The sequence below is a fragment of the Vreelandella sp. H-I2 genome (genome assembly GCF_052959335.1).
In genome coordinates, this window is record NZ_JBRAMC010000001.1 from 226,176 (window position 1) to 249,484 (window position 23,309).

Below are 23,309 nucleotides of genomic sequence, written 5' to 3' on the forward strand. Positions count from 1 at the left end.
CCACCCTCACTCATTGTTATCCCGGGCGTAAACATCGTCCAAGCGTTCGATATCGTCTTCACCCAGGTAGCTTCCCGACTGCACTTCGATCAGTTCAAGAGGAATTTTACCGGTATTTTCCAGACGATGTAGCGCACCGATGGGGATATAGGTGGATTGATTTTCACTCACCAAAAAGCTGCGCTCTCCAAGCGTTACCCGCGCAGTGCCCTTCACCACAATCCAATGTTCAGCGCGGTGATGATGGCGCTGCAGTGAGAGCCGGCCGCCGGGCTTTACGGTAATGTGTTTGACTTGATAGCGTTCGCCGCTATCCATCGCTTGAAAGCTGCCCCAGGGGCGCTGTACCTGGGGGGCAGAGCAAGGTTCGCTGCGTCCCGCCTGAGAAAGCGACGCCACCAGCTGTTTAATCTGCTGCGCTTGATTACGGTGGGCTACCAGCACGCTATCCGATGTCTCCACGACAATCAGATCCTGCACGCCTAATGTCGTGACCAAGCGATGTTCGGCAAACACCAGCGAACCCTGCGTATCGGTTAACCATGTATCGCCTTTGGTGGCATTGCCCGCCACGTCAGGTTCAACAGTTGCCCAAAGCGCATCGAAACTACCGATATCACTCCATTCGGCGGCCAGGGGCACCACGGCGGCCCGGTCACAATGCTCCATTACCGCATAATCGATGGAATCCGCCGGACAACTAAGAAACGCCGCTTCGCCCAAGCGCAGGAAATCCAAATCACGATGCGCAGCGCTCACCGCCTGCTCGCAGGCCGCTAACATATCCGGCTGCAGCCGTTGTAACTGGTCTAAATAGCTTGAGGCACGCAGCAGAAACATGCCGCTGTTCCATAAGTAATCACCGCTTTCGACCAATTCAGCGGCACGCTGAGCATTGGGCTTTTCAATAAAGGCCGCAAGGTGATGGCCACCTTCCAGCGGCTCACCACAGGCAATATAACCGTAACCGATTTCAGGCTGTGTCGGCACGACCCCAAAGGTGACGAGATAGCCTGCCTCCGCTAGCGGCGCGGCAAGTGAAACGCTGTGTTGGAACGCTTGCACATCACCGATCACATGGTCTGCAGGCAGTACCAGCAATAACGGATCATCGCCAGCATGGCGTGCCAGCAGCGCCGCACAAGCGATCGCGGGCGCAGTATTGCGCCCTTCCGGCTCGAGCACCACGGTGGCAGCTTGGTCCATTTCGCGCAGCTGTTCGGCCATTAAAAAGCGGTGGCTGTGGTGGCCCATTAGCATTGGCACAGCGACGGTTAGCCCGTCTAAACGACTAAGCGTTTGTTGCAACATACTTTTCGACGAGGTTAAACGCAAAAACTGTTTCGGCATCTGCTCACGAGAAAGCGGCCAAAGCCGCGTACCGCTACCGCCACTTAGAATTACCGGCTGAATCATTGCTGCGTCCTTGTGGTCGTCCTTGTATTAGAGAGTGGCTGCATCATCCGTTCACTCACCAAAATCATCCTGCAGCCAGTGGCGCAGTTGGCTCATGCGGGGCACATCGTTTGCTTCTTCGAGCGCAGGCAACGTGCCGGGCAAAAAGCCACGCTTTAGAAAAGGTGCTAATAATGCACGATCGCCGCTGATAATATGCACGGGCACCGCCGCACTAGCGTCATCACCAGTGATCAGCGGCGCGGCCTGATGGTCACCCAACACGATCATCAACGTATTGTCATCCACCACGCGCTCGGCCCAGCGACCGGTGACTTTAACAGCGTAGTCCACCGACCAGGCATAGTGATCGCGGATACGCTCAATGTCCTGCCACAACACCTCCGGCGGGTCACCAGCACTCTCCCAAGGCGCAAAAATACGTCCGTCGCCAATGGATGACCAATCATCCAATACCGGCAAAATCGGTGTCCAGGGTGCATGGCTAGAAATTAAGGCCAACTGAGCAAACACCGGCGTATCGCCGAGCAAGTGACGCTGAGTGTAGTCGAGGGTGAACTGATCGGGCATGGTCACCCAATTGAGCGCAGGCCCGGCGTAACCGATATCTTTCGCCGCAGCAATTTCATCGAAACCATAAGCCTCGCCTTCCGGCCATGCCATCGTGATGGCGGGCATCACAGCCAGCGAACGCTGCCCCGTTGCACGAAAATCATCGATCAACGTGGAATGCCCACTGCTCAACATCAGCTGATACCACAGCTGATTGTCGATCCATCGGCCGCTGAGCGTTGTTGCATGGGCTAGCCAGGATTGCCCACCACGAATTGGTGACGCCAGCAGTCCAGACACTACGTGGAGGTCATGCTCGCCTAGGCGTTGCTGCATGTCGGCCAGGGTGGGAAGCAGAGCGTCTGCATAACGCGGGGTAGTCAGCGCCGACACACCATAGGACTCGATAAAGGTCAGCAGTACATTGCGCCCTGCCAACCCCGGCAGCGGCTGTTTTTCCAGCGGCGTAGCTTCCAACTGTTCCGTAAAGGCAACACGCGCGGCATGGGTATCGGTAATTTGCTGCCACTGAAACCGTGTATTGTTCAACAATGGCAAGTGTGCACTGTCCACCAACCGCACCCCGTTAAGCGCCAGTGCCGCTCCGCTGGTGGCAGCAACGAGCAGCGTTAATGCGACTGCTCCGGGTAGCCGTTTAATCGAGTAGCCGACCGGTGGAAGCAACGACCGCGCTAAGCCCACGCTGATGCCCAGCAGCACGGCGAGCCCCGCCAGCATAGCGCAAACTGCCAACAACTGGCCTACATTACCTACTAACAAATGATAGACGGAGCGCAGCAGGGGTAAGTCAAGGTAGAGATTGATTGGCCGGGCAAACGCCATTTGGGTGGCCGCCATCCCCAGATTGGCGGCGGTTGCCAGCATCATCCAACCGACTAACCCAATACCCACTAAGCGGCGGGCCTGGCCAACAGGAAGCAATAGCATAAGCGGCACAATGATAAGTGCCTCCCAAGCGACCAAATACTCATTAATCTCACCAAAACGCCACCACAGTGGCGCGATAAGTAAGAAATTTAGTATCAGGACCAGTATTAGTAATCGACTCATCGCATTCTCATTTATGCCTGCTTTAGATTAAAGTGTTGAAAATATGCCCTTTCAACGATAGATCTCGGCGAAAGACTAGATGAGGAGCAGAGTAAAAGGCTGCTGAAAAACGCACCAATAATGTACTATCTCTATAACTCGTATAGCTATTGTGTAAAATTTTAATGTATTGTTTGGCTCAACTCCATGCATTTTGCGGCCTTCAACCGAAAGGATTTCGTCCATGCGTTGTAACTATTTTTCTAGATGCCCGATTTCTTGGCGGCAGGTTCGTAGATGGCAAGGCGACAGATGGCATGTCGGTAGGTGGTTAGTTAGTAGGTGGTTCGTGTTAATCGGCTGTACGCTAGCCTTACCGGCCTTAGCCGAAGACAATAAACATTTCACTGCGGTCATTGAACAGGCCCAGCAACTGGCTGCAGAGGCCTACCACCCCCCCGAAGAGTCACTGCCAAAGGTATTACGTGAGCTCGACTACGATACCTACCGACAAATTCGCTTTGATCCCGCCCACGCCTATTGGCAGGGCGAAAGCCCCTTTAGCTTACAGCTGTTTCACAGCGGTTTTCTCTTCCCAACTCCAATCACCCTGAATGTCATTGAAAACGACACGGTCACCCCGCTGCCCTTTTCGGCAGAGGATTTCTCTTACGACGGCAATGCCGCAAAGCTAAAAGAGCACGATTTAACCGGTAGCGGCCACGCGGGCTTTCGTCTTCACTATCCCCTGAATAGCGAAGAATATGACGACGAGTTTGCCGTTTTTCTCGGTGCTAGCTACTTCCGAATCGTGGGGCGCAACCAAGCTTACGGGTTATCGACCCGTGGGCTAGCGATCGATACAGCCTCAACCGCTGGCGAGGAATTTCCGGCGTTTCGTGAGTTTTGGATGTACAAGCCCGACGCAGATGCCGAGCAGATTGAGCTATTAGCGTTAATGGATAGCCCCTCCATCAGTGGCGCCTATCGGTTTGTCATCCAGCCCGGTGAAAATACCCAAGTAGAGGTCGAAGCGGCACTATTTGCTCGCAGCGATATCGAAAAGCTGGGCGTAGCGCCGCTCACCAGCATGTTCACTTATGGAGAGGCAAGCCGTGAGCGTCCCGACGACTTCCGCCCTCAGGTGCATGACTCTGACGGTCTGCTGATGCAAACCGGTAACGGTGAATGGATATGGCGCCCACTGACCAACCCCGAGCATCTGCGCATCTCGACATTTATGGATAGTGCACCTCAAGGGTTTGGCTTGATGCAGCGAGAGCGTGACTTTAACCGTTATTTGGATATCGAAGCCCAGTATCATCGTCGACCCAGCCAGTGGGTTATGCCGCTAGATGACTGGGGACCCGGGCGGGTAGAGTTGGTCGAAATTCCAACGCCTGATGAAACCCACGACAATATCGTCGCCTACTGGGTAGCGGACGACACGTTGGAGGCTGGCGAGTCCCGCCGCCTCCATTACCTAACCCATACGCTCAACACACAGCCAAAAGCGCATAGCCTTGGGCGTGCAATCCGTACCCGCCATGGCCGCGCAAGCGTACCGGGACAAGCGGATTCGGCGTTGCAAGGGCAGCGCCAGTTTATCGTCGATTTCCAAGGGGGCGTGTTAGATGATATCGCTGCCGACCAACCCGTCGAGTTAGTTATCAACGCCCAGCAAGGCGAAGTACTACTGCCTCAGGTCACCCCGCTCCCTAACAAAGGCTGGCGCGCTAGCTTCAGGCTGCCCGATAGCCATCAACCCAGCGATGTTCGCCTCAGGCTGACCCTAAATGACGAATCGATAAGCGAAACCTGGAATTACGTGTGGTATCCCAATGCCCAATGAAGATATTCAGGGACCCCAACGAATGCGGCGCTTGGCGCTGCAACGGCTAAGTAGCGCAGGCGGGCTTATCCGCTCGCTGTTTATTTATTGGCGGCCAGGGCGCCAACGCGGGCTACAGCGTCTTTACCAACCGTTTATTCAGCCCGGCGCCGTCGCTTTCGATATCGGTGCTCACCTAGGCGACCGCAGTGCGGCCTTTCATGCACTAGGCGCCAAGGTAGTGGCACTTGAACCTCAGCCTGATCTCGCTAAGTGGTTTAAGCGTTTGGTAAGGCCGCCGAGCATTACGCTGTTACCGCTTGCGGCTGGCCCGACGGCGGGGTTTGCTGAGATTGCAATCAGCCCCGGCAACCCTACTCTTTCTACCCTTGCCTCCGATTGGCGCGAGCAGATCGGCGAACGTAACGCCAGCTTTAGTCATGTTCGCTGGGAGCAACGCTTACAGGTACCGGTCACCACACTGGATACGTTAATTGAAGAGTATGGCGAACCCAGTTTTATTAAAATTGACGTAGAGGGCTTTGAGGCGGAGGTGCTAGCGGGGCTCAGTTGTCCGGTGGCAGCGCTTTCAGTGGAGTTCGTTGTCGGTGCACTAGAGGTTAGCCACGACTGCATCCACCATCTAAACCGTCTTGGCGACTATCGCTACAACGCGGTAGCGGGCGAACAGCGCCATTTTCGCTGGAACGAATGGCAAACCCCGCAGGCCATGACCGAGTGGCTAAGGGCTGGGGCCGAGGGGATACCCTCTGGCGACCTTTACGCCTGCCGCTCAGATCACCCGCTACTAGGGGGCTCTCCCTGATCCTTTTACAACTCAATAGGCATATCACTTAATGATACATCACTGGCAAACGCTCACCGCCCCGCAATTAGCCGACTTCGCCCAACGCGACCCGGTGGCGGTGCTGGTACTCGGCGCCATTGAGCAGCACGGCTCCCATCTTCCTTTAGCCACCGACCTGACCATTGGCGAAGGCCTGCAGGCGGCTATGCTGGCGCAGCTTGATCCCGCAATGAATGTTATCTGCCTGCCGCCCATAGCGGTGGGTGCCAGCGATGAGCACGCCAACTTTCCCGGCACACTCAGCCTGCCGGCGCCATTGGCGATTGCCACACTTGAAGCGTATGGCGACAGCCTAGCCAAGGCAGGCATTCGTCGCCTGGTACTGCTGAATAGCCATGGCGGCAATAAATCGGTCATGGATTTAGCAGGGCTCACCCTGCGGCGACGGCATGGCATGCGTGTCGTAAAAGCCACCTATACTCGACTGCCGCCGTTAGCAGACGCCATAGCTTTTGAAGAGTTACGCTACGGCTTGCACGGAGGATTACTCGAAACCGCGATGATGTGCTATTTAGCGCCAACGCTGGTCCAGTTGGAGGATTACCAAGCCACACCGCCCTCAGCGCCCTTAGGCGATGCCCTCGTGAGTGCAGAGGGTGCGGCCGCGTATTCCTGGTTAGCGGAAGACTTAAGCGCTCAAGGCGTGGCCGGGGATGCCAGCCACGCCAGCGCCGCATTAGGCGAGCGGCTAGTGAAGCACTATGCCCGCCAGTTAGCGATAGTGGTAACCGAAACCGCCCAGCTGCCACCGCTAACCAACTAACATTGCTCATTAACTAAAATTGCTAATTAACTAAAACTGCTCGCTCAATAAAACTGCTCACTCAATAAAACTGCTTCACCAGCGCGAGGCTCCTTGGCCCGCGACGTTTGGGTTTAGCGCTGGCCGCTTAAGACATCTTCCAACAGGTGTCCACCTCGGGTTGCCTTGGCATTGAGATAACGTTGATTGTGGTCAGTGACACTGCCATACAGTGCCTGGCGTGACACCACCTCGATACCGCCTTGGCGCAGCGCCTCTATTTTTAACGGGTTGTTGGTCAGCAGCTGCACTTGGCCAATGTTGAGCGCGTTAAGCATATCCACCGCCACCGCGTACTGGCGCTCATCGTCTCCAAAACCGAGCACTTGATCCGCATCCACGGTGTCGAGGCCACCATCTTGTAAGGTATAGGCGCGCAGCTTGTTGGCCAAGCCAATACCCCTCCCCTCTTGTGCCAAATAAAGCAGCACGCCGCCGCCCATGGATTGTATATCTGCCACCGCATTGCGTAGCTGCTCGCCGCAGTCACAGCGCAAGCTGCCGAAAAGATCACCCGTTAAGCACGCCGAGTGCATGCGCAGGGGCACCGCACCTTCCCAGTGCTCCGGTTTACCAATCACCACAGCAACGTGTTCGCGCAGGCCGTCCGGCTCCCGGAAAAGCACAAAGCGGCTGTCAGCAGCATCCTCAAGAGGAATATTCGCTTCGCTTACACGCTTAAGCATACCCTGCGCCCCAGCTAAGCACTGCTCAGCCTCTTTTGCATCGACTTCCAGCAGCCGCCCTTCTGCCACTTGTTGTTCAATCTCCTCCGCCGCTTCTTCGCTGACAAAAGCGCATAGCGCTGCGGGGATTAGCAGCGCACGGCGCATTAGCGTAATGGCGCCAAGTTCGGCCAGACCCGCTGGTTTTAAGCCACTGAGCAAACCACCTGCGGGCTGCGGAAGCATTTCCGCCGAGGCCAAGCCATGCAATTCTTTGGTATTGATGTTTGTCGCTAAAGGCACGCTTGCCGCCTCAGCGGTGAAGGTCATTCCCATCGCCGCCAGGCGGTGGCGGGTAAGCACTAACGAAGGCCGTTCGCCAGCTAACTGGGCAAGTGCCTCTACCGACTCACTGCCTTCCAGCGCTTGCACTAGCAAACGCTGCTCACCGGCATTCACCACCACTGGCAATCCACGACGAATATCGAAAATAGCGCGTTCAATCTTGTACATAGAGGCCTCCTGGCTTCCTAGCGTGGGGGATATTATGTGTTTGCTCTGGACCAACTTGCTCTGAAACAAGTAAGTCCCGCATGATGAAGCGAATGTTTTAGCGCGGAGGCGTCATGCCTAACTCCCCTATCAACACTATTGCACTGGCCGATGCCTGGGAATGGCTGCTGGGGCTGCGTCATCAGCGTCCTTGCGATGTAGCAATCACCTTGACGCCTAACGGCGAATGGCAGACCTTCCAGGCGGTCAGCGCTGAGACGCGAGAGCTGCTCGACTGTCTGACCCCGCTGGCCAGTCGCCCGGCTTGGGTCCTGGCTCAGCTGGGGCAGAGCATGGATGGCCGCATTGCGACGGAAAGCGGCCACTCCCACTACATCAACGGTCATGAAAGCTTGGTTCACCTGCACCGCCTGCGCGCACTTGTTGACGCAGTGGTGGTTGGCGCCGGTACCGCTAGTGCCGACAATCCGCAACTGACCGTGCGCCACGTTAGTGGCACCCACCCGACCCGGGTGGTGCTGGACCCGCGAGGGCGTATACCGAATGACTTGATGCTGCTGCGCAGCGATACCGCCCCGACGCTTCTTATTGTAGGAACGGGGGCCGCAGAAAAGGTCACTCCTGCTCATGTTCAGCGCTGCGTGCTGCCGCTGAATGCCAGCGGGCATTTCAACCCTCACGATGTCATCGCCCTGCTCGCTGATAAAGGCTTGCCTCGGGTATTGGTAGAGGGCGGCGGCGTTACTGTTTCTCAGTTTATCGAAGCGGGGGCCGTTGACCGGCTGCACCTGCTGGTCGCCCCGTTGCTGATCGGCTCCGGCAGGCCGGGGCTTAAAATGACGCCCATCAAGACGCTCGAGAGTGCGTTGCGCCCGCCCACGCGAACCTTCCGCTGTGGTGACGACACGCTGTTCGACATGCGATTGAGGGATACCCCCGCCTGAGGGTTGCGCTTTTTGACGACGGTTAAGCGCCACCCAAATACCCGGCAGGCTAGCCAGCAAGACCAGAACACCATAGGCCATCGACACCGCCACTCCTTGGGCAGGCGATAAGCCTACCAACATCCAGACACCGGCAGCGGTGCCTTCACGTAGCCCCCAGCCAGCGACTGAAAACGGAATCAGCATCGCCAGTAGCAACACCGGTGCGAGTGCGAGCACCTCGAGTGCCGGGAGAGCAACGCCAATCGCCCGCGCCGCGCACACCATCACTAAGCCGTAACTCAGCACAATCATCAGTGACGACAACAACTGCCGGGGCCACACGCTGCGTCGTAACAAGGCGCGCTTTATATCGCCAGCCAAGGCTTGGCTCCAGTGCGGCATCCGTGACAATCCATTGCTCAAGCGCTGACGCTGAAGCAGGCCGATGGCGACTATCATCGTAAGCCCGACCACGCTTAGACCTACCGCCGCAAGCGCTGTTACACCCAGAGCGTTATGCCACAGAGGTGAAAGCAGCAGCGCCGTTAGCGTTAGCAAAGCGACAGCCACCTGCCCTGACGCGCGCTCGATAATGACCGCCCGCCACGCACGGCCACGTGACTGTGCCTGGCTGGCATGACGGTGCGCCCGCCCTGCATCGCCTAACACCCCACCGGGCAAGAGCTGATTGACTAGCAGCGCCAGGTAATACTCACGAAGGGCGTAGAAAAACCGTAGCGGCACACCAATAAGCCCGGCGGTAAACTGCCAGCGCCAGGCACACAGCAGAATCTGTAGCGTACTTATAGCTAACGCCAACGCGACCCACCCGGCGGAGAGGCGTTGTACCTCGGCCACGATGGCCTTGGGTTCAACCCACAGCAACACGGCACCCAGCAAGGCGATACTAATGACCAAACGCCGTAGCCATGGGCTTTGCAGGCATCGTCTTTGCAGGCATGGACGGATATACGCGCCTAGCCGAGTGCACAACGTCTGAGCAACCCCCATAGGCTTATGCCTTTTCCTTGGGTATAGAGGATCCCTTGGGCATAGCGAACAGATCTCGGTGGCCTACCCAAATACCCAGTTCACCGTTTGCTACCGCCTGTTGGCGCTGCTGTAACCAAGCAGCAATACGCGATGCGGCTTCAGGGGCTTGCTCGGTGGCCGCTTCGGCCCAGCCTTCTAGCAACGCCATCATTAACGGTTGCTGATCGTGACCACCGGCGGCAAGCTGCCAAGGTGTGTCGGCTTGCTCAATCTGGTAACCGGCTCGCTCTAACGCAGCAACTAACGCCCCGTGGGCCTGACCACCCAACGCCTCGCCCAAGCCTTTATCGCGCTGTTGGTGGGCACTAAACATGGCCAGCAACCAGTGATCTTCGTCGTCCAGCACTGGGTCGCCTTGCGTGTCGATAAAATGCCATTCGCCGGTCACGCTCAGCGCTATCAGTAGCGCTTGCTGCTGCTTGGCACAGCGACTCACCAATGTGTCAATCCATTGCTGGGAGACTAGGTCCAATAGCGCTGATGCGGTCACCAAGTGGGCATCGCCCACCGGTACAGCGTTAAATGGCTGCAACGATACGCAGTGAGCTTCAACCGCCACGGGCTGCCCCTGGCTATCTCTTAATCCGACCGCTCGCTGATACGCTTGTGCTAATAAGGTGGCATCGTGATCGATCAGTTTCCAGCGCTGGCGACCATTCAGACGCGGGGCCAAAAAGCGCATATTGCTGCCCCGACCGCAGCCAATATCCACTATCAAGGGCGTTGGGGTCTGCGCGCTCAACCACTCAGACGCGAACTGAGCCAGGCGTTGGCTACGTGAGGCGAAGTCGGCTGCTTCTCGCAGGGTCAGCCAATCGGATTCAAACTGGCTACCGGCACGCAAGGTAGGCGCAGCGCTTGAATCACTCGGCGCGGTTAAAGCCGCCGCAAACGCCTCACCCGCCGCCTGCCAATCACTTAACTGGCCGCGCGCCTGTACAGCCCCGTCGCGCAATTGGTGTTGCAGTTCGGCATCGTTGCAAAAGCGGTTCAAGGCATCCTGAAGTGCTGCACTATCGCCCGGCTCAACGCTCAACCCGGCGCCTTCAGGCAAGGTGTCGCGTAACGCGCCACCGGTGGTCGTAATTACCGGCAGCCCGTGGGCCAAGGCTTCGGTGACCACCATGCCATAACCTTCGTACCAGGAGGGAAGCACCAGCGCATGGGCGTGCCGGTAGGCCGCTTCCAGCGTCTCGCTATCGCACTCGCCGTGCAGGCGTACTTTCTGCTGCAAGCCGTGCTGTTCGATCAGTTGTTGCACACGTTGCGTAAACGCAGCGTCGCGTGCCCCGCCATAGCAGTCACATTGCCAGTGGTCACCCGTCACTTCCGCCAACGCTTGGACAAGGATATCCTGCCCTTTACGCGGCGTTAGCGTGGCCACACATAACAAGCGCAGTGCCTCTCCAGGTGCTGCCGCAGGGCTGATGGGCGCTTCTGCAACGCCCGGCTCAACGACCGAGACTGTAGCGCTAAGCGGGATGGCGTAGTGGGCTGACAGCGCCGGTAAACGGCGGGCGGTAAAATGGCTGGTGACAATAATCCGCGCCACAGGAGCAAGCGCGTTCAACTCGCTGCGGTGAAAACGCTGCTGATCGGCCTCATTAAGGCCAAGCTCATCGCCTAGGGGATGGTGCAGTAACGCGCTAATATCCAGCCGCTGGGCGTGCTGAGCAACCACGTCGGGTAATGCGCCCATAGCCAATCCATCGATAACTACCGCTGAATGATCGGGTAAATTCTCAAGCGCCAGGGCCAGCGCGGTGGCCGCCTCGGCGTCTGCATCGGGAAAGGTACCTTCAAGGCCCACAACGTCGATTTCCCAATCCTGATCACGTAAGGCAGCAACAATATGTGCATCGTAGAGGTAGCCGCCGGTGCGCTGGTCGGGGTCGCCCGCCACTATTAAGGTAAAACGCTGGCTCATAGCGCGCCTTCGAAGCTAGCCCAGGCCACATGGGATTCGTGTAGTTTAACCTCCATATGGGTAATATCCTGGGCGGTAGTGCCCATTTCGCCTTCGTCAATTGCTTTGGCTAGCTGATCAAAGATCACTTTGGCCATAAACTCGGTAGTGGTGTTCTTACCGTTAAATTCGCTTATCTCATCCAGGTTTTGGAAGTTATAGCCCGCCAATACCGCTTTCACGGTTTCGCTTGCAAGGCCGATGTCGATGACTAAACCATCCTCATCCAGCTCAGGGCGCTGAAAGACAACATCCACGACATAGGTGGCCCCATGGGTACGCTGGGCAGGACCAAAGATTTCACCGTTAAAACTGTGGGCGATCATAAAGTGGTCACGAACACATAAACGAAACATAAAAACTCCTGATCAAATAGTTAACAGCGTAATACTATTGGGGATATCTCAGCCGGTGACAAAGCTCGACGCTGCTACGACCAAACAGCGTATTGGCAAGCGTGGGGAAGTCCTCAAAATCGCTTTCCCCGCTGATCAATGCATCCAATCGTTTATCCACTAATAAGCTTAGCGCTAATCGAAGGCGGCGCTGGTAGTTCCAGCGAGGACGCAGCTTCATTGGCAGTTGGCCTACCTGGCTGGCCTTGATCGTGAGCCGTTGGGAGTGGAACGCGCCACCTAGCGGAATCGAGATATCCCCTTCGCCAAACCAGCTCATTTCGATAATGCGCCCTTCACTGCCAACCCATTCAAGGGCTTGGCGTAAGCCTGCAGAATGGCCGCTAGCGTGGATGACACAGTCCTGGTCATGCGGGACTTGTTCAGGGGTAGCAAATGCCACGCCTAGCTGTTCGGCTAGCTGGAGACGCTCTGGGTTAATATCAATCAATTGCACGTTAACGCCGGGCACTTGTGCGCATAGGTAAGCGACCAGTGTGCCTACGACACCTGCACCAATGACACAAATACGCTCGCCCAGCATAGGCTCGGCATCCCAAACGCCGTTAATAGCCGTTTCCATATTGGCGGCCAATACAGCGCGCTTGGCGGGTACGTCGTCGGGCACTTCTAGTACCGCCGAAGCAGGCACAACGTAGTGGTCTTGGTGGGGATACAAACAAAAAACAGTTTTATTTAATAACGCGTCAGGCCCCTGCTCAACGCGACCAACGCTGCAGTAGCCGTACTTAACCGGGGCAGGAAATTCTCCCGACTGGAAGGGCGCACGCATACGCGAAAATTCACTTTCGGGCACGCGGCCGTTGAACACCAGCGATTCAGTGCCACGGCTGACACCACTGTACAAGGTGCGTATGCGCACCTCATCGTGGGCGGGAGGCATTAGTTTTTCACGCCGCAGCTCACCTTTCGCAGGGTTTACTACCCAGAAGGCCGTTGCGGTTTCAGGCGCCGACATGAGCATTCCTTTTCGTTTGGAGCCCATGTATTTTGAGCTCTTTTTCAATCCTTTGAATGTGGCGTGGCACTATGGCGTTGCGAACTATTAATAAAATGCACATCAAGCATCTTGGCGCAGACGCACACTGGGTCGTCACGTACTGAATGGCCTCATACAGTAAAGTTTTCAATGACTCACCTATTTCAGCGTAGCGGTTGAAAAGAAAATATTCGATTAACTTTTGGAACACCGGGAAACTAACTAGCCTATTTTCTTGTTCTCATAGACAACCCTACCTTCTTCTACAAGAATGGTACATATAAAATTATTTGCATCATTTATTTCAACTGCGGACAACGACGCCGCTTCGTGAGCCACCATGCCGCCTTTTTCCGACGCCTCGTTGTACACCCTGACCAAACGGCTCTACAGCGCTGTAGAGCTATTGTTAGGGGGGTTGCTGTTAATGGCACTGGGCAAAAGCCTGCCATTATTAATAGCTGACCCGGCTAACGGGTGGATTGCTGCTGGCTTATACACGTGCATATCTTTCTTAGTCATCACTTTCTGGCCCTACGGCTCACTGGGCTGGGCAAACAGAGTCACACTGCTGCGTGCCGTACTGGTTTCACTTATGGCCGGCGCACTCGCCGCCAATGCGTTCGTAGCGGCCATATGGCAATGGCTGGCTCTTGCGGTGATCGCTCTGCTGCTAGATGGCGTCGATGGCTGGATTGCGAGGCGCACCAAAAGTCATACGATATTCGGCGCTCGTTTTGATATGGAACTGGATGCTCTGCTGATTTTGCTGCTTTGTGCGGGATTGCTGCGGCTGGAGTCCCTGGGCCTGTGGGTGCTACTGATTGGCGGTATGCGCTACCTGTTCGTGGCGGCCAGTTGGTGGGTCTCATGGCTCTCGAAACCGTTGTTTGATAGCTTCCGTCGTAAAGCCATTTGTGTCTGGCAGGTGGTCGCGCTGCTACTGGCGCTAACGCCCCTCACCTCTCACCTCATGTCCAGCCTGCTTGCCATCAGCGCGTTGCTCTCATTGCTGTACTCGTTTGGGTTTGACGTTTGGTGGCTGTACCGGCAGGCAAAACGTATCTAGAGCACTGCAGTTCTAACGATCCGCGCTGCGGGACCACTACACAATGTGCAGGGAGGCGGTGCGGCGTTTAGTCACTCGGGTAATACGAGCTTGAATAAGCCAGTTCCTCTTTACTATAGTAATTTTCAAGCTATCCCTACGCGTTCCGGGAGATTCACATGGATCACTCGACAACTTCCTCGTTCCCTTCCGCCCAGCAAACAGCCCAAGCCATTGCTGATGCTTGCGAACCCCTGCCAAGCTTGGAAGAGGAAGAAGCATTCGGCGCTCACTTCGATCGTTTCGGTGAGGCCAACATCGTATTACTAGGCGAGGCGTCCCACGGCACCTCAGAATTCTATCGCGCACGTGCCGCTATTACGCGTCGACTCATCGAGCGACATAACTTCAATATTGTGGCGGTTGAAGCGGACTGGCCCGACGCCTCTCAAATCGATCGGCATGTCAGACATCGTCCTGCAGACAGTAATCAACAGCAGGCGTTTACTCGATTTCCTTCCTGGATGTGGCACAACATTGAAGTAGATACCTTTACTGAATGGTTGCGCCAACATAATGCAGGGCTGCCCTTCAACCAACGCACCAGTTTTCACGGTCTGGATATCTATTCATTGCGTGCCTCTCTTTTTGCGGTGCTTGATTACCTGGACCAAACCGACCCTGAGGCCGCTAAGGTTGCCCGTCAGCGTTATGGTTGTTTAACACCCTGGCATAGCGAACCGGCCATGTACGGTCACGCCGTATTACGAGGTGAGCGAGATGCTTGTGAAGAGGCGGTGGTTGAGCAGCTCCAGGCGCTACTGGATCACCGGCTCGAATACATGGCTAAGGACAACAAAGAAAACTATTTCGATGCGACCCAGAATGCCCGCGTAGTGAGAGCCGCCGAACAGTATTACCGGCTTATGTACCGTGGTTCCACCCAGTCTTGGAACCTGCGAGACCGGCACATGTTCGATACGCTGCAGCAGCTCCTCGAGGCAAAAGGGCCCAACGCCAAGGCAGTGGTCTGGGCGCATAATTCCCATATCGGCGATGCGTCTGCCACTGAAATGGGTTGGAAGGGACAATTCAATATCGGCGAATTATGCCGTACCGCCTATGGCGATAAAGCAGTGCTTATCGGTTTCGGCACACACACGGGGAGCGTGGCGGCGGCCGACGATTGGGACTCTCCTATGCGAATCAAGCAGGTCGTACCGTCACGTGCAGATTCCTTTGAACGGATATTCCATGAAACGCAGCTGCCACGTGCCTTAATTGAATTGAGCAAACCCCCACATTCGGATGCTCAGGAACATCTAAGTCAAACACGCCTGGAGCGTGCTATTGGTGTTATCTATCGCCCCGAAAGTGAATATTTCAGCCATTACTTCCAGGCGTCTCTAGCGGAGCAGTTTGATGCCTATGTGTGGTTCGATGAGACCACCGCCGTAACGCCATTGCCGAGTGCAAAACCCCACGGCGTACCCGACACGTATCCTTTTGGGGTCTAGGCTTTTTGGTATTTAGGCCGTTTGGGGTTTAGGCAGCTTGGAAGTAGGAGCGAAACATATGCACAAGCGTTCAGAGCTTTACGAGAATCGGCGGGATGCAGGACGCCAGCTTGCCCACGCCTTATCCAGTGATAGTTATGACGTGGTGCTGTCTCTACCCCGTGGGGGAGTGCCGGTCGCTTACGAAGTAGCTACCCACCTTAAACTTCCGCTTGATGTCGTGATCGTGCGCAAGATCGGCGCTCCAGGACAACCCGAGTTTGGGTTAGGCGCGGTGGTCGATGGCGAGCCACCACAGGTAGTGTGGAATCAGGAGACACTAAAGATTTTCCAACCATCTGAAAGCTACCTTGAAGAGGAAATACAACGACAACTAAGCGAGTTAACCCGTCGACGCCACGTTTACATTGGTAGCCGTGCGCCGATGAACATTAGCGAAAGGCGCGTTCTGCTGGTGGATGATGGTATCGCCACAGGCGGAACCGCCAAAGCGGCTGCCAGAGCACTTCGCCAAGCCAATGCCACCACTGTCACCCTGGCTGTGCCTGTTGCCCCGCAGTCGACACTGGATGAATTAGCCACCGAAGTCGATGATTTGATCTGTCTAGCCACTCCCGAACCTTTTATCGCTGTTGGTATGCACTACCAGGACTTTACTCAAACCAGCGATGAGGAGGTGATCAGCCTGCTGCAGAATGAGTACTCTTTTTAAACTAACGCTTTTTAACCTGCCTTTTTAAGCTATCGCTTTTTTAATCTATCGTTATTAATTTTGCGTTTAATGCAGATTAAAAATAACGAAAGTTTAAATTAAATAATACTTGGGGCAACCATAACAAAATAAATTAAAAGAGCCAGCTTTTAACGTGTATAAAAGCTGGCTCTATTAAAGCCGTTAGACTTAGTTTTCTAAGCGCTTTCAGGAAGCCATAGCAGCGCACTCATCGGCGCAACGATGACACGCTTTGGCGCACTCCTGGCAATGTTGGGCATCGTGCTTGGCGCATTCATCGCCGCATGCCTTACAAATATCAGCACATATCCGGCAGATATCCTTGGCATATTCACTTCCCTGGGCCATGAAAGATGCTGCTAAACGGCATATTTGCGCACATTGACGATCCAAACGGATACACTCAGCCATCATTTTTACATCGTCTTCTTGCAAGCAGGCAGTCGCGCAAGAGTCACAGTAAACCGCACAAATATTACACGCTTCTATGCACGACTTATATTTTTCAAATTCCATCTTTACACCCTCCTTTTCATAGTATGGCTGTACAACTTGGTATAGCTGAACATTTCCACAATAAGCTATGTATTAAAAGCTGTACTTAAGCGTTAAAACCTGTATTTAGAGCCGCTATAGAACTCACTTAGAAAGATAGAACAATTACTCCCCAGGGCAAGCGAAACAAGCCGCATTGCTTAACGATTAACGCTTCAACCCTAGCGCTCTAACCCCAGACGCTGATGCCATTCAGCAAGGCTTTCATCGGGGTATTCATCGAAGCATTTATCTTGAAACTGTGCGTTTATCTCGACCCATGGCGCCCTGCTTCCCAACATCATATGTGTCCGTCTGGGAGGCGTAGGCAAGGCAGTGTCGATCGCTGAGGCGAAAGGATGGACAAGCTCAGGCCATTCGGGATCATAAAGCCATAGCGATGAAGAGCAGTGCTTGCAGAAATTCCTTTCCCCCGTACTCCGCTCGCCTTTGATAAGGGCACGGTAGATGGTGATGTGCTCCTCTCCACTGACTTTAAGCGTCCTGCTATCTCCGCTAAGATTAATGGTGTAACCACCACCGCCCGCCGTTTTACGACAAATTGAGCAGTAACAGCGGTTGAATGGGTAGGGGTGATGGGATTTCACACTGAACGTAACTGCCTGGCAATGGCATGATCCCTCAAGCAGCATAGTTGCCTCCTTTTGCGGCGATCACCAAAGACATGTGTCAACGTGTAACCGCATAAGCTGGGTACTCTACTAACTATAGCCAAATCAGCGTTATTCCCTAGCTTTTCTGCAACTTGTTTTCTGCAATGCGGCTTCAAAGCCCAGCTCCTTACGCATAGGATCGGACTCTAAAATGTAGCGCTACTCAATCAGGGGTGACGTCGGTGGGAATGCCTTGATCAGGAGTTGCCATAGCAACAGAGCATTTATCTCTATCAAGAATCAGTGGTTTCAAGTTCCCCGCGGGTGACTTTCTTCTTGTCCTAATGTGCAGTCTGAGCAAACGATATCTTCTTTATAGGAACGCTCTTTCAGACTGTGGAAAAACACATTTAACCCCACCCGGCGATGCTCAGGCAGCTACGGCAGCATATATGCTGTGTTTTCTTAGCTCTTGATTTTAAAAACCCACTATCTTGTCAGGCAGCCATGTAGCCATTGCAGGGAATAACGCCACTACCGCCAACGTTAGCAATTGCACCGCGATAAATGGCAAGACACCTCTACACATTTGCCCATAGGTAATATCGCTGGGTGCAATCGACTTTAAATAGAAGATTGACGATGCCATAGGCGGCGTCAGGTAGCTGGTTTGGATAGTTACCAACACGAGCGTGGCAAACCAAATAGGATCAATACCCAGCTGTTTGATGATAGGGGTGAATATTGGTACGCAGATTAAAACAATCGATGTCCAGTCAAGTACGAAACCCAGTAAGAATGTGACGGCTAGAAAAAATAGGATGACGCCTGTTGTACCGCCACCCAAACCACTAGCTATTGCAGATACCATCTCGCCGCCACCGTTGACTGCGAAGATGCCGGTAAACATCGTGCCCCCGGCCACAATAAGCAGAATCATAGCTGTAATGCGCACCGTTAGTGATAGAGAATCAACCAATGAAGGCATGGTGATTCCACCATTGATGACCGCTAGGATCAATGCGCCAGCAACACCAACGGCAGCAGCTTCTGTGGGTGATGCGATACCACCCAACAGCGACCCAAGTACCGCAAACATTAATAGCAAAGGTGGCACTAAGGCTCTAAGCGTAATGCTGATTTTAATGCTAAGGGGTTTATCATCATTAACGGCCATAGCGGCAGGGCCATCTTGAGGCCGCAACCAACAGCGCCCAATGATATAAAGAGCGAAAAAAGACAGCATCAAGATGCCGGGAAAAATAATCGCAGCGAAAAGTGCACCTATGGATAGTTGAGCGAGCGCCGCATAGACAACAACAATAACCGTAGGTGGAATGATTGTGCCTAAAGAGCCGCCCGCACAAATAGTCCCCGCAATCAGCGAATTGTTATAGCGGTAAGCTCGCATGGCAGGGATAGCCATTAATCCAATCATTATCTCTACCGCGCCAACGACGCCAGAGGCAGCCGCAAATATTGCCGCCATGGCAATAGTGGTGAGTGCCAACCCGCCAGGTAGTCGACCAATCCACATCTGAATAGCATCGAAGAGATTTTTGGCTATGCCCGATTTCTCAAGTATTGCGCCCATAAGCACAAAGAGTGGAATTGAGGAGAGAACGTAATTAGATGAAGCGCTATAAATACTGCCGTAAAGTTGCTGAAAGATAATAGGCCCAAAGGCGAACCAGCCAGCCACCAATGAGACGGTAATCAGTGAGAAAGCAACAGGAATACCCATAAAGATTAATAAGAACAGTCCTGGGAACATCAGGGCAGCCGTCATGGTATCCATTTAGTTGGCCCTACTATGATGGGTATTATCAATAAACGAACGCAGCCCAATCACCAGAACTTGTAGCGCAAGAAGCGTCAAGCCGAAGGCAATACAGGTGTAAAACGGCCACATTTTAGGTGCCCATGTACTGACCATTTCAACTTCATTGGTTGTGAAGGCTGAGAGCGATTTTTTCCAGCCAAACCAAGCAACAAGTGAAAGGGTGGGAAACAACACAAAGGTATAAGCCACTCCCGTTATAATACGTGAGATGCGCTCTGGCATAATACTACTCAGAACATCTACTTTGACGTGACCATCCACCTGCGCTGTCCAGGCGACACCCAGCATAAAGGCAACACCTGTGGCCATGTAGGAAATATCAAAAGCCCATATGGTGGAGGCATTAAAAACGTAGCGCGCTATTACTTCGTATAGCATCGCACCCGCTAAGATGATGAGCGCCAACTTACTTAGCCAAGCCGATATTTTAGATAGCTGATCCACTAAATTAAAAAACATAATAGACATCACTCATATCGGTACATTGCCCATATGTATAACTCCCTGGGAAGGCTTAGGTGCCTTCCCCTGGCAGGTTTATATTAATCGGTGATGAGATAGTCTTTCTGAGCATTCCAGCGCGCTTGATAGGCTTGGTAATCTTCTAAAATTTCTTCCATGGCTGGATTACCAGCATCACTCTCTGCCGCTGCCCGGGCAGCGATCCAAGCACGACCATTCTCCGAGAGCTCTTCAACAAAGGCATCGTCCAAGCTAATCACTTCGTTTCTACCGGCACGGTAATCTTCCATGGCGATTAGGTCGTTATGGTAGAAATTGCTAAGGCCTTCGTAGGTCGTCAATTTGGCAGCTGACTCAATAAGCTGCTTTAGATCGTCTGGCACTTGATCCCATGTATCCTGACGAACAACGACTTCCCATAGAAATGTGGGTTGATGCACGCCGGGCACGATGATGTAACGGGCTGCTTCATGAAAACCTTCAGGATAATTGCTGGAAGGGGTTGCCCATTCAATGGCGTCAACGCCTTTACGTTGTAATAACGTATAGATATCGCCGGGCGGCACAACGGTAGGTACCGCATTGTAATACTCCCGCACAACTTCAGCCCACGGTCCGGAAGTACGGTACTTTAAGCCGTCAAGGTCATCAGGCCCGTTAATGGGCACGTTGGAGTGAGCAAATATTTCTGTAGAACCAATTCCCACGATCAGTGAGTGCAGCCCTTCGCTAGCGCGAATTTCTTGCAGCGCTTGTTGACCGCCTCCTTCGTAAATCCAGTTGATATAAGACTGTGATCCCATACCGCCAGGAAACCCAGCAAAAATAGCGTTAATCGGATTTTGGTTAACTAAGTAACTCGGAGTGGAGTGGCCAGCCTCTACGGTGCCTTCTTTTACCGCATCATAGACCTGCAATGCAGGCACAATCACACCAGCGCCGAAAGGGCTAATAACAACTCTCCCTGCAGTAAGCAACTCTGCATTGTCAGCGAACCGCTGAAGAAAGTTTTCATAAAACGGTGAGCCTCCCGGTACTGAAGTGGGCACTCGCCACTCAACGTCGGCTGCATAAACGGGAGAAGAAAGCGCTATTGTTGCTATAACGCAAGAAAGCCACTGCTTTGTATTTAAATCTATTTTCATAATCGCTCACCTTTCTAAGCATTAGTTTTTAGTTATAACTCCCTGAGAAAGGCTTATCGCGCTACCCAAAATGGGTAAGTCACGAACTCACTAAGTCCTGTGATTAGTTTCCGCCTCTTCTTTTTGTATAAGATATACAAAAATTCATTGCAAGAATTTCTTGACATAAAAATTAAAATTTTAATTAACAAGCTTTAAATTCAATTACTTATTAATAATAGAGGCGTTTATCGCCGATTTTTGCTGGACTATCCATCTAGCCGAGGCCATGCCATTGCCTCCCGGCCTGGGCTTCACAACAAATTCTGGATATTGTATAAGATATAAAAAACAGCGAATAGAAAGGTAAGCTGCTATCTTCACCATTAATCACCTATATCCAAAAACCACAGGTGATTCAAAGACCACAGGTGCCCCATGAAACGCATACGTGTGATTGATTCCCATACGGCGGGTGAACCGACAAGGCTAGTCATGGAGGGGTTTCCTTTACTGCCTGGTACCACTATGGCGGAAAAGCGTGACGCTCTGCGCGCATCCCATGATCAGTGGCGGCGAGCCTGCATGTTAGAGCCTCGCGGGCACGACGTGCTGGTTGGGGCGCTTTACTGTGCACCTGAATCGCCGGATGTGACCTGCGGGGTCATCTTCTTCAACAATACCGGGTATCTGGGCATGTGCGGCCACGGCACCATAGGGTTGGTGGCCTCCCTGCATCACCTGGGTTTGATATCCCCTGGCGATCACAAAATCGACACGCCGGTTGGCCCGATCAGTGCAACCCTGCATGAAGACGGCGCCGTTACCGTGCGCAATGTGCCCGCCTATCGCTATCGCCAGCAGGTGCCCGTTGAGGTACCCGGCTATGGTCGGGTACACGGCGATATTGCCTGGGGTGGCAACTGGTTTTTCCTGATTAGCGACCATGGTCAATCACTGACGCTCGACAACGTTGAAGTGCTAACTAACTTCACCTGGGCCGTTCGTCAGGCGCTGGAGGCTGCGGCCATCACTGGCGAGGACGGCGGTCTGATCGATCATATCGAACTGTTTGCCGATGACACCGTGGCTGATAGCCGTAATTTCGTGCTCTGCCCTGGCAAGGCATATGACCGCTCCCCATGTGGCACCGGCACCAGCGCCAAGCTGGCGTGCCTAGCGGCGGATGGCAAGCTGTCGCCCGGCACAGCCTGGGTGCAGGCAAGTATCTGTGACAGCCAGTTTGAGGGGTACTACGAATGGGAGGGTGATCGCATTCGCCCCTACATTAAGGGTCGCGCCTACCTGAGCGCCGACACCACTCTTTTAATTGATGAGCAAGACCCGTTCGCTTGGGGAATCACTGCCTCGTAATCATTGACCACCGGCGGCCCCGCTTTCGAACCCAGCGCCAACTCCTATAGCTGATAACACCAAACGAAAAGGAACAACGATGAGCGATAACATTTTTACTGGCTGCATACCGGCGTTAATGACCCCTTGCAGCGCTGACCGCCAACCCGATTTCGATGCCCTGGTGGCTAAAGGCCGTGAACTGGTGGATCTGGGAATGAGCGGCGTGGTGTATTGCGGCTCCATGGGTGACTGGCCGTTACTGAGCGAAGCGCAGCGCCAGGAGGGTGTCGCGCGCTTGGTTGAGGCAGGCGTTCCCACCATTGTGGGTACCGGTGCAATCAACACTCTTGAGGCAGTCTCCCATGCGGCTCACGCAGCTAAAGTTGGCGCCCAAGGGCTGATGGTGATTCCCCGCGTGCTTTCACGAGGCACCTCGGCGGCTGCACAGAAGTCACACTTTTCGGCCATTTTGGATGCGGCGCCCAAGCTACCTGCGGTGATTTATAATAGCCCCTATTACGGCTTCGCCACACGTGCAGACTTATTCTTTGAACTACGTCACAAATACCCGAACCTAATTGGCTTCAAAGAGTTTGGCGGCGCCGAGGACCTCCGCTATGCGGCGGAAAATATTACCTCTCAAGACGAAGATGTCACTCTGATGGTCGGTGTCGACACCACTGTCTACCACGGCTTCGTCAACTGTGGTGCCACGGGTGCTATTACCGGTATTGGCAATGCGCTTCCCCGAGAAGTATTGCAGCTTGTCTCGCTCAGCCAACAGGCCGCCAAAGGAGACGTCAAAGCACGGCGTTTAGCCATGGAGCTAGAGGAAGCACTAGGTGTGCTCTCCTCTTTCGACGAAGGCGGCGACCTAGTTCTCTACTACAAGCACCTGATGGTGCTCAACGGCGATGCTGAATACGCCCTGCATTTTAATGAAACCGATGCGCTCAGCGATTCACAGCGTCACTATGTGGAATCACAGTACGCGCTGTTCCGTACTTGGTATGCGAGCTGGTCTGCCTCGCTATGAAACCA

20 protein-coding genes and 1 pseudogene are annotated in these 23,309 nt (G+C 54.0%); 9 read left to right on the forward strand and 12 right to left on the reverse strand.

Annotated elements, in window-relative coordinates; all coding sequences use genetic code 11:
- Window positions 1–6 precede the first annotated feature (6 nt).
- Window positions 7–1,416 (reverse strand): mannose-1-phosphate guanylyltransferase/mannose-6-phosphate isomerase, encoded by a 1,410-nt coding sequence (locus ACUVOF_RS01175; RefSeq protein ID WP_447042617.1) that lies wholly within the window; start codon window positions 1,414–1,416, stop codon window positions 7–9.
- A 51-nt stretch (window positions 1,417–1,467) separates the two neighbouring features.
- Window positions 1,468–3,039: an alkaline phosphatase gene (locus tag ACUVOF_RS01180; protein ID WP_447042618.1), complete on the reverse strand. Its 1,572-nt coding sequence runs from the start codon at window positions 3,037–3,039 to the stop codon at window positions 1,468–1,470.
- Window positions 3,040–3,262: 223 nt separating this feature from the next.
- Here ACUVOF_RS01180 and ACUVOF_RS01185 point away from each other — a divergent pair, with 223 nt between their 5' ends.
- Genes ACUVOF_RS01185 through ACUVOF_RS01195 form a run of 3 tightly spaced genes read left to right on the forward strand, consistent with a single transcriptional unit; the run spans window position 3,263 to window position 6,480 of the window.
- Window positions 3,263–4,870 carry a glucan biosynthesis protein gene (locus tag ACUVOF_RS01185; RefSeq protein WP_447042619.1) on the forward strand — a complete coding sequence of 536 codons (1,608 nt, stop codon included), beginning with the start codon at window positions 3,263–3,265 and terminating at the stop codon, window positions 4,868–4,870.
- On the forward strand, window positions 4,860–5,675 hold the full coding sequence (locus ACUVOF_RS01190) for an FkbM family methyltransferase (RefSeq protein ID WP_447042620.1): 816 nt from the start codon (window positions 4,860–4,862) through the stop codon (window positions 5,673–5,675). Before ACUVOF_RS01185 ends, ACUVOF_RS01190 begins: the two co-directional genes overlap by 11 nt.
- A 31-nt stretch (window positions 5,676–5,706) precedes the next feature.
- Complete coding sequence (locus ACUVOF_RS01195; protein ID WP_447042621.1) at window positions 5,707–6,480, forward strand: creatininase family protein; 774 nt, start codon at window positions 5,707–5,709, stop codon at window positions 6,478–6,480.
- Window positions 6,481–6,593: 113 nt separating this feature from the next.
- On the opposite strand, the gene ribA is transcribed toward ACUVOF_RS01195, so the two are convergent.
- The gene (gene ribA, locus ACUVOF_RS01200; protein WP_447042622.1) at window positions 6,594–7,697 is read right to left on the reverse strand and encodes a GTP cyclohydrolase II RibA; all 1,104 of its coding nucleotides are present in this window, start codon (window positions 7,695–7,697) and stop codon (window positions 6,594–6,596) included.
- Between the two features lie 332 nt (window positions 7,698–8,029).
- On the opposite strand from ribA, the gene ACUVOF_RS01205 reads away from it, so the two are divergent.
- Window positions 8,030–8,641, forward strand: a complete 612-nt coding sequence (locus ACUVOF_RS01205) for a RibD family protein (protein WP_447043215.1) — start codon at window positions 8,030–8,032, stop codon at window positions 8,639–8,641.
- A 105-nt stretch (window positions 8,642–8,746) separates the two neighbouring features.
- Here ACUVOF_RS01205 and ACUVOF_RS01210 read toward each other — a convergent pair.
- The 4 genes and pseudogenes from ACUVOF_RS01210 to ACUVOF_RS01225 form a co-directional block, all read right to left on the reverse strand.
- A pseudogene (locus ACUVOF_RS01210) lies at window positions 8,747–9,634 on the reverse strand (lysylphosphatidylglycerol synthase transmembrane domain-containing protein); the annotation flags it as partial.
- Window positions 9,635–9,638: 4 nt separating this feature from the next.
- On the reverse strand, window positions 9,639–11,603 hold the full coding sequence (locus tag ACUVOF_RS01215; protein WP_447042623.1) for a glycosyltransferase: 1,965 nt from the start codon (window positions 11,601–11,603) through the stop codon (window positions 9,639–9,641).
- Entirely contained in the window at window positions 11,600–11,998 is a 399-nt protein-coding gene (locus ACUVOF_RS01220; protein WP_447042624.1) for a 6-pyruvoyl trahydropterin synthase family protein, read from the reverse strand. Before ACUVOF_RS01220 ends, ACUVOF_RS01215 begins: the two co-directional genes overlap by 4 nt.
- Window positions 11,999–12,032: 34 nt before the next feature.
- Window positions 12,033–13,016: a zinc-dependent alcohol dehydrogenase gene (locus tag ACUVOF_RS01225; RefSeq protein WP_447042625.1), complete on the reverse strand. Its 984-nt coding sequence runs from the start codon at window positions 13,014–13,016 to the stop codon at window positions 12,033–12,035.
- Between the two features lie 361 nt (window positions 13,017–13,377).
- On the opposite strand from ACUVOF_RS01225, the gene ACUVOF_RS01230 reads away from it, so the two are divergent.
- The 3 genes from ACUVOF_RS01230 (at window position 13,378) to ACUVOF_RS01240 (ending at window position 16,314) form a co-directional block, all read left to right on the forward strand.
- Window positions 13,378–14,106: a CDP-alcohol phosphatidyltransferase family protein gene (locus tag ACUVOF_RS01230; RefSeq protein WP_447042626.1), complete on the forward strand. Its 729-nt coding sequence runs from the start codon at window positions 13,378–13,380 to the stop codon at window positions 14,104–14,106.
- A gap of 158 nt (window positions 14,107–14,264) precedes the next feature.
- On the forward strand, window positions 14,265–15,602 hold the full coding sequence (locus ACUVOF_RS01235; RefSeq protein ID WP_447042627.1) for an erythromycin esterase family protein: 1,338 nt from the start codon (window positions 14,265–14,267) through the stop codon (window positions 15,600–15,602).
- 58 nt (window positions 15,603–15,660) lie between these two features.
- The gene (locus ACUVOF_RS01240) at window positions 15,661–16,314 is read left to right on the forward strand and encodes a phosphoribosyltransferase (RefSeq protein ID WP_447042628.1); all 654 of its coding nucleotides are present in this window, start codon (window positions 15,661–15,663) and stop codon (window positions 16,312–16,314) included.
- 207 nt (window positions 16,315–16,521) lie between these two features.
- Here ACUVOF_RS01240 and ACUVOF_RS01245 read toward each other — a convergent pair whose 3' ends face one another.
- The 5 genes from ACUVOF_RS01245 to dctP form a co-directional block, all read right to left on the reverse strand.
- Complete coding sequence (locus ACUVOF_RS01245; protein ID WP_447042629.1) at window positions 16,522–16,851, reverse strand: four-helix bundle copper-binding protein; 330 nt, start codon at window positions 16,849–16,851, stop codon at window positions 16,522–16,524.
- Window positions 16,852–17,051: 200 nt separating this feature from the next.
- Window positions 17,052–17,522, reverse strand: a complete 471-nt coding sequence (locus ACUVOF_RS01250) for a GFA family protein (RefSeq protein WP_447042630.1) — start codon at window positions 17,520–17,522, stop codon at window positions 17,052–17,054.
- Between the two features lie 439 nt (window positions 17,523–17,961).
- Window positions 17,962–19,281, reverse strand: a complete 1,320-nt coding sequence (locus ACUVOF_RS01255) for a TRAP transporter large permease (protein ID WP_447042631.1) — start codon at window positions 19,279–19,281, stop codon at window positions 17,962–17,964.
- On the reverse strand, window positions 19,282–19,794 hold the full coding sequence (locus tag ACUVOF_RS01260; protein ID WP_447042632.1) for a TRAP transporter small permease subunit: 513 nt from the start codon (window positions 19,792–19,794) through the stop codon (window positions 19,282–19,284). It lies immediately after the preceding gene.
- A gap of 74 nt (window positions 19,795–19,868) precedes the next feature.
- Entirely contained in the window at window positions 19,869–20,933 is a 1,065-nt protein-coding gene (dctP, locus tag ACUVOF_RS01265; protein WP_447042633.1) for a TRAP transporter substrate-binding protein DctP, read from the reverse strand.
- Window positions 20,934–21,350: 417 nt separating this feature from the next.
- Here dctP and ACUVOF_RS01270 point away from each other — a divergent pair, with 417 nt between their 5' ends.
- Window positions 21,351–22,286: a 4-hydroxyproline epimerase gene (locus tag ACUVOF_RS01270; protein ID WP_447042634.1), complete on the forward strand. Its 936-nt coding sequence runs from the start codon at window positions 21,351–21,353 to the stop codon at window positions 22,284–22,286.
- A gap of 79 nt (window positions 22,287–22,365) precedes the next feature.
- Window positions 22,366–23,304, forward strand: coding sequence for a dihydrodipicolinate synthase family protein (locus ACUVOF_RS01275; protein WP_447042635.1), 939 nt, complete (start codon window positions 22,366–22,368; stop codon window positions 23,302–23,304).
- The last annotated feature ends 5 nt before the right edge of the window (window positions 23,305–23,309 follow it).

Coding starts and splice junctions, on each gene's coding strand:
- ACUVOF_RS01175 (WP_447042617.1), bottom strand. CDS start 1,416: ATGATTCAGCCGGTAATTCTAAGTGGCGGTAGCGGTACGCGGCTTTGG.
- ACUVOF_RS01180 (WP_447042618.1), bottom strand. CDS start 3,039: ATGAGTCGATTACTAATACTGGTCCTGATACTAAATTTCTTACTTATC.
- ACUVOF_RS01185 (WP_447042619.1), top strand. CDS start 3,263: ATGCGTTGTAACTATTTTTCTAGATGCCCGATTTCTTGGCGGCAGGTT.
- ACUVOF_RS01190 (WP_447042620.1), top strand. CDS start 4,860: ATGCCCAATGAAGATATTCAGGGACCCCAACGAATGCGGCGCTTGGCG.
- ACUVOF_RS01195 (WP_447042621.1), top strand. CDS start 5,707: ATGATACATCACTGGCAAACGCTCACCGCCCCGCAATTAGCCGACTTC.
- ribA (WP_447042622.1), bottom strand. CDS start 7,697: ATGTACAAGATTGAACGCGCTATTTTCGATATTCGTCGTGGATTGCCA.
- ACUVOF_RS01205 (WP_447043215.1), top strand. CDS start 8,030: ATGGATGGCCGCATTGCGACGGAAAGCGGCCACTCCCACTACATCAAC.
- ACUVOF_RS01215 (WP_447042623.1), bottom strand. CDS start 11,603: ATGAGCCAGCGTTTTACCTTAATAGTGGCGGGCGACCCCGACCAGCGC.
- ACUVOF_RS01220 (WP_447042624.1), bottom strand. CDS start 11,998: ATGTTTCGTTTATGTGTTCGTGACCACTTTATGATCGCCCACAGTTTT.
- ACUVOF_RS01225 (WP_447042625.1), bottom strand. CDS start 13,016: ATGTCGGCGCCTGAAACCGCAACGGCCTTCTGGGTAGTAAACCCTGCG.
- ACUVOF_RS01230 (WP_447042626.1), top strand. CDS start 13,378: ATGCCGCCTTTTTCCGACGCCTCGTTGTACACCCTGACCAAACGGCTC.
- ACUVOF_RS01235 (WP_447042627.1), top strand. CDS start 14,265: ATGGATCACTCGACAACTTCCTCGTTCCCTTCCGCCCAGCAAACAGCC.
- ACUVOF_RS01240 (WP_447042628.1), top strand. CDS start 15,661: ATGCACAAGCGTTCAGAGCTTTACGAGAATCGGCGGGATGCAGGACGC.
- ACUVOF_RS01245 (WP_447042629.1), bottom strand. CDS start 16,851: ATGGAATTTGAAAAATATAAGTCGTGCATAGAAGCGTGTAATATTTGT.
- ACUVOF_RS01250 (WP_447042630.1), bottom strand. CDS start 17,522: ATGCTGCTTGAGGGATCATGCCATTGCCAGGCAGTTACGTTCAGTGTG.
- ACUVOF_RS01255 (WP_447042631.1), bottom strand. CDS start 19,281: ATGGATACCATGACGGCTGCCCTGATGTTCCCAGGACTGTTCTTATTA.
- ACUVOF_RS01260 (WP_447042632.1), bottom strand. CDS start 19,794: ATGTCTATTATGTTTTTTAATTTAGTGGATCAGCTATCTAAAATATCG.
- dctP (WP_447042633.1), bottom strand. CDS start 20,933: ATGAAAATAGATTTAAATACAAAGCAGTGGCTTTCTTGCGTTATAGCA.
- ACUVOF_RS01270 (WP_447042634.1), top strand. CDS start 21,351: ATGAAACGCATACGTGTGATTGATTCCCATACGGCGGGTGAACCGACA.
- ACUVOF_RS01275 (WP_447042635.1), top strand. CDS start 22,366: ATGAGCGATAACATTTTTACTGGCTGCATACCGGCGTTAATGACCCCT.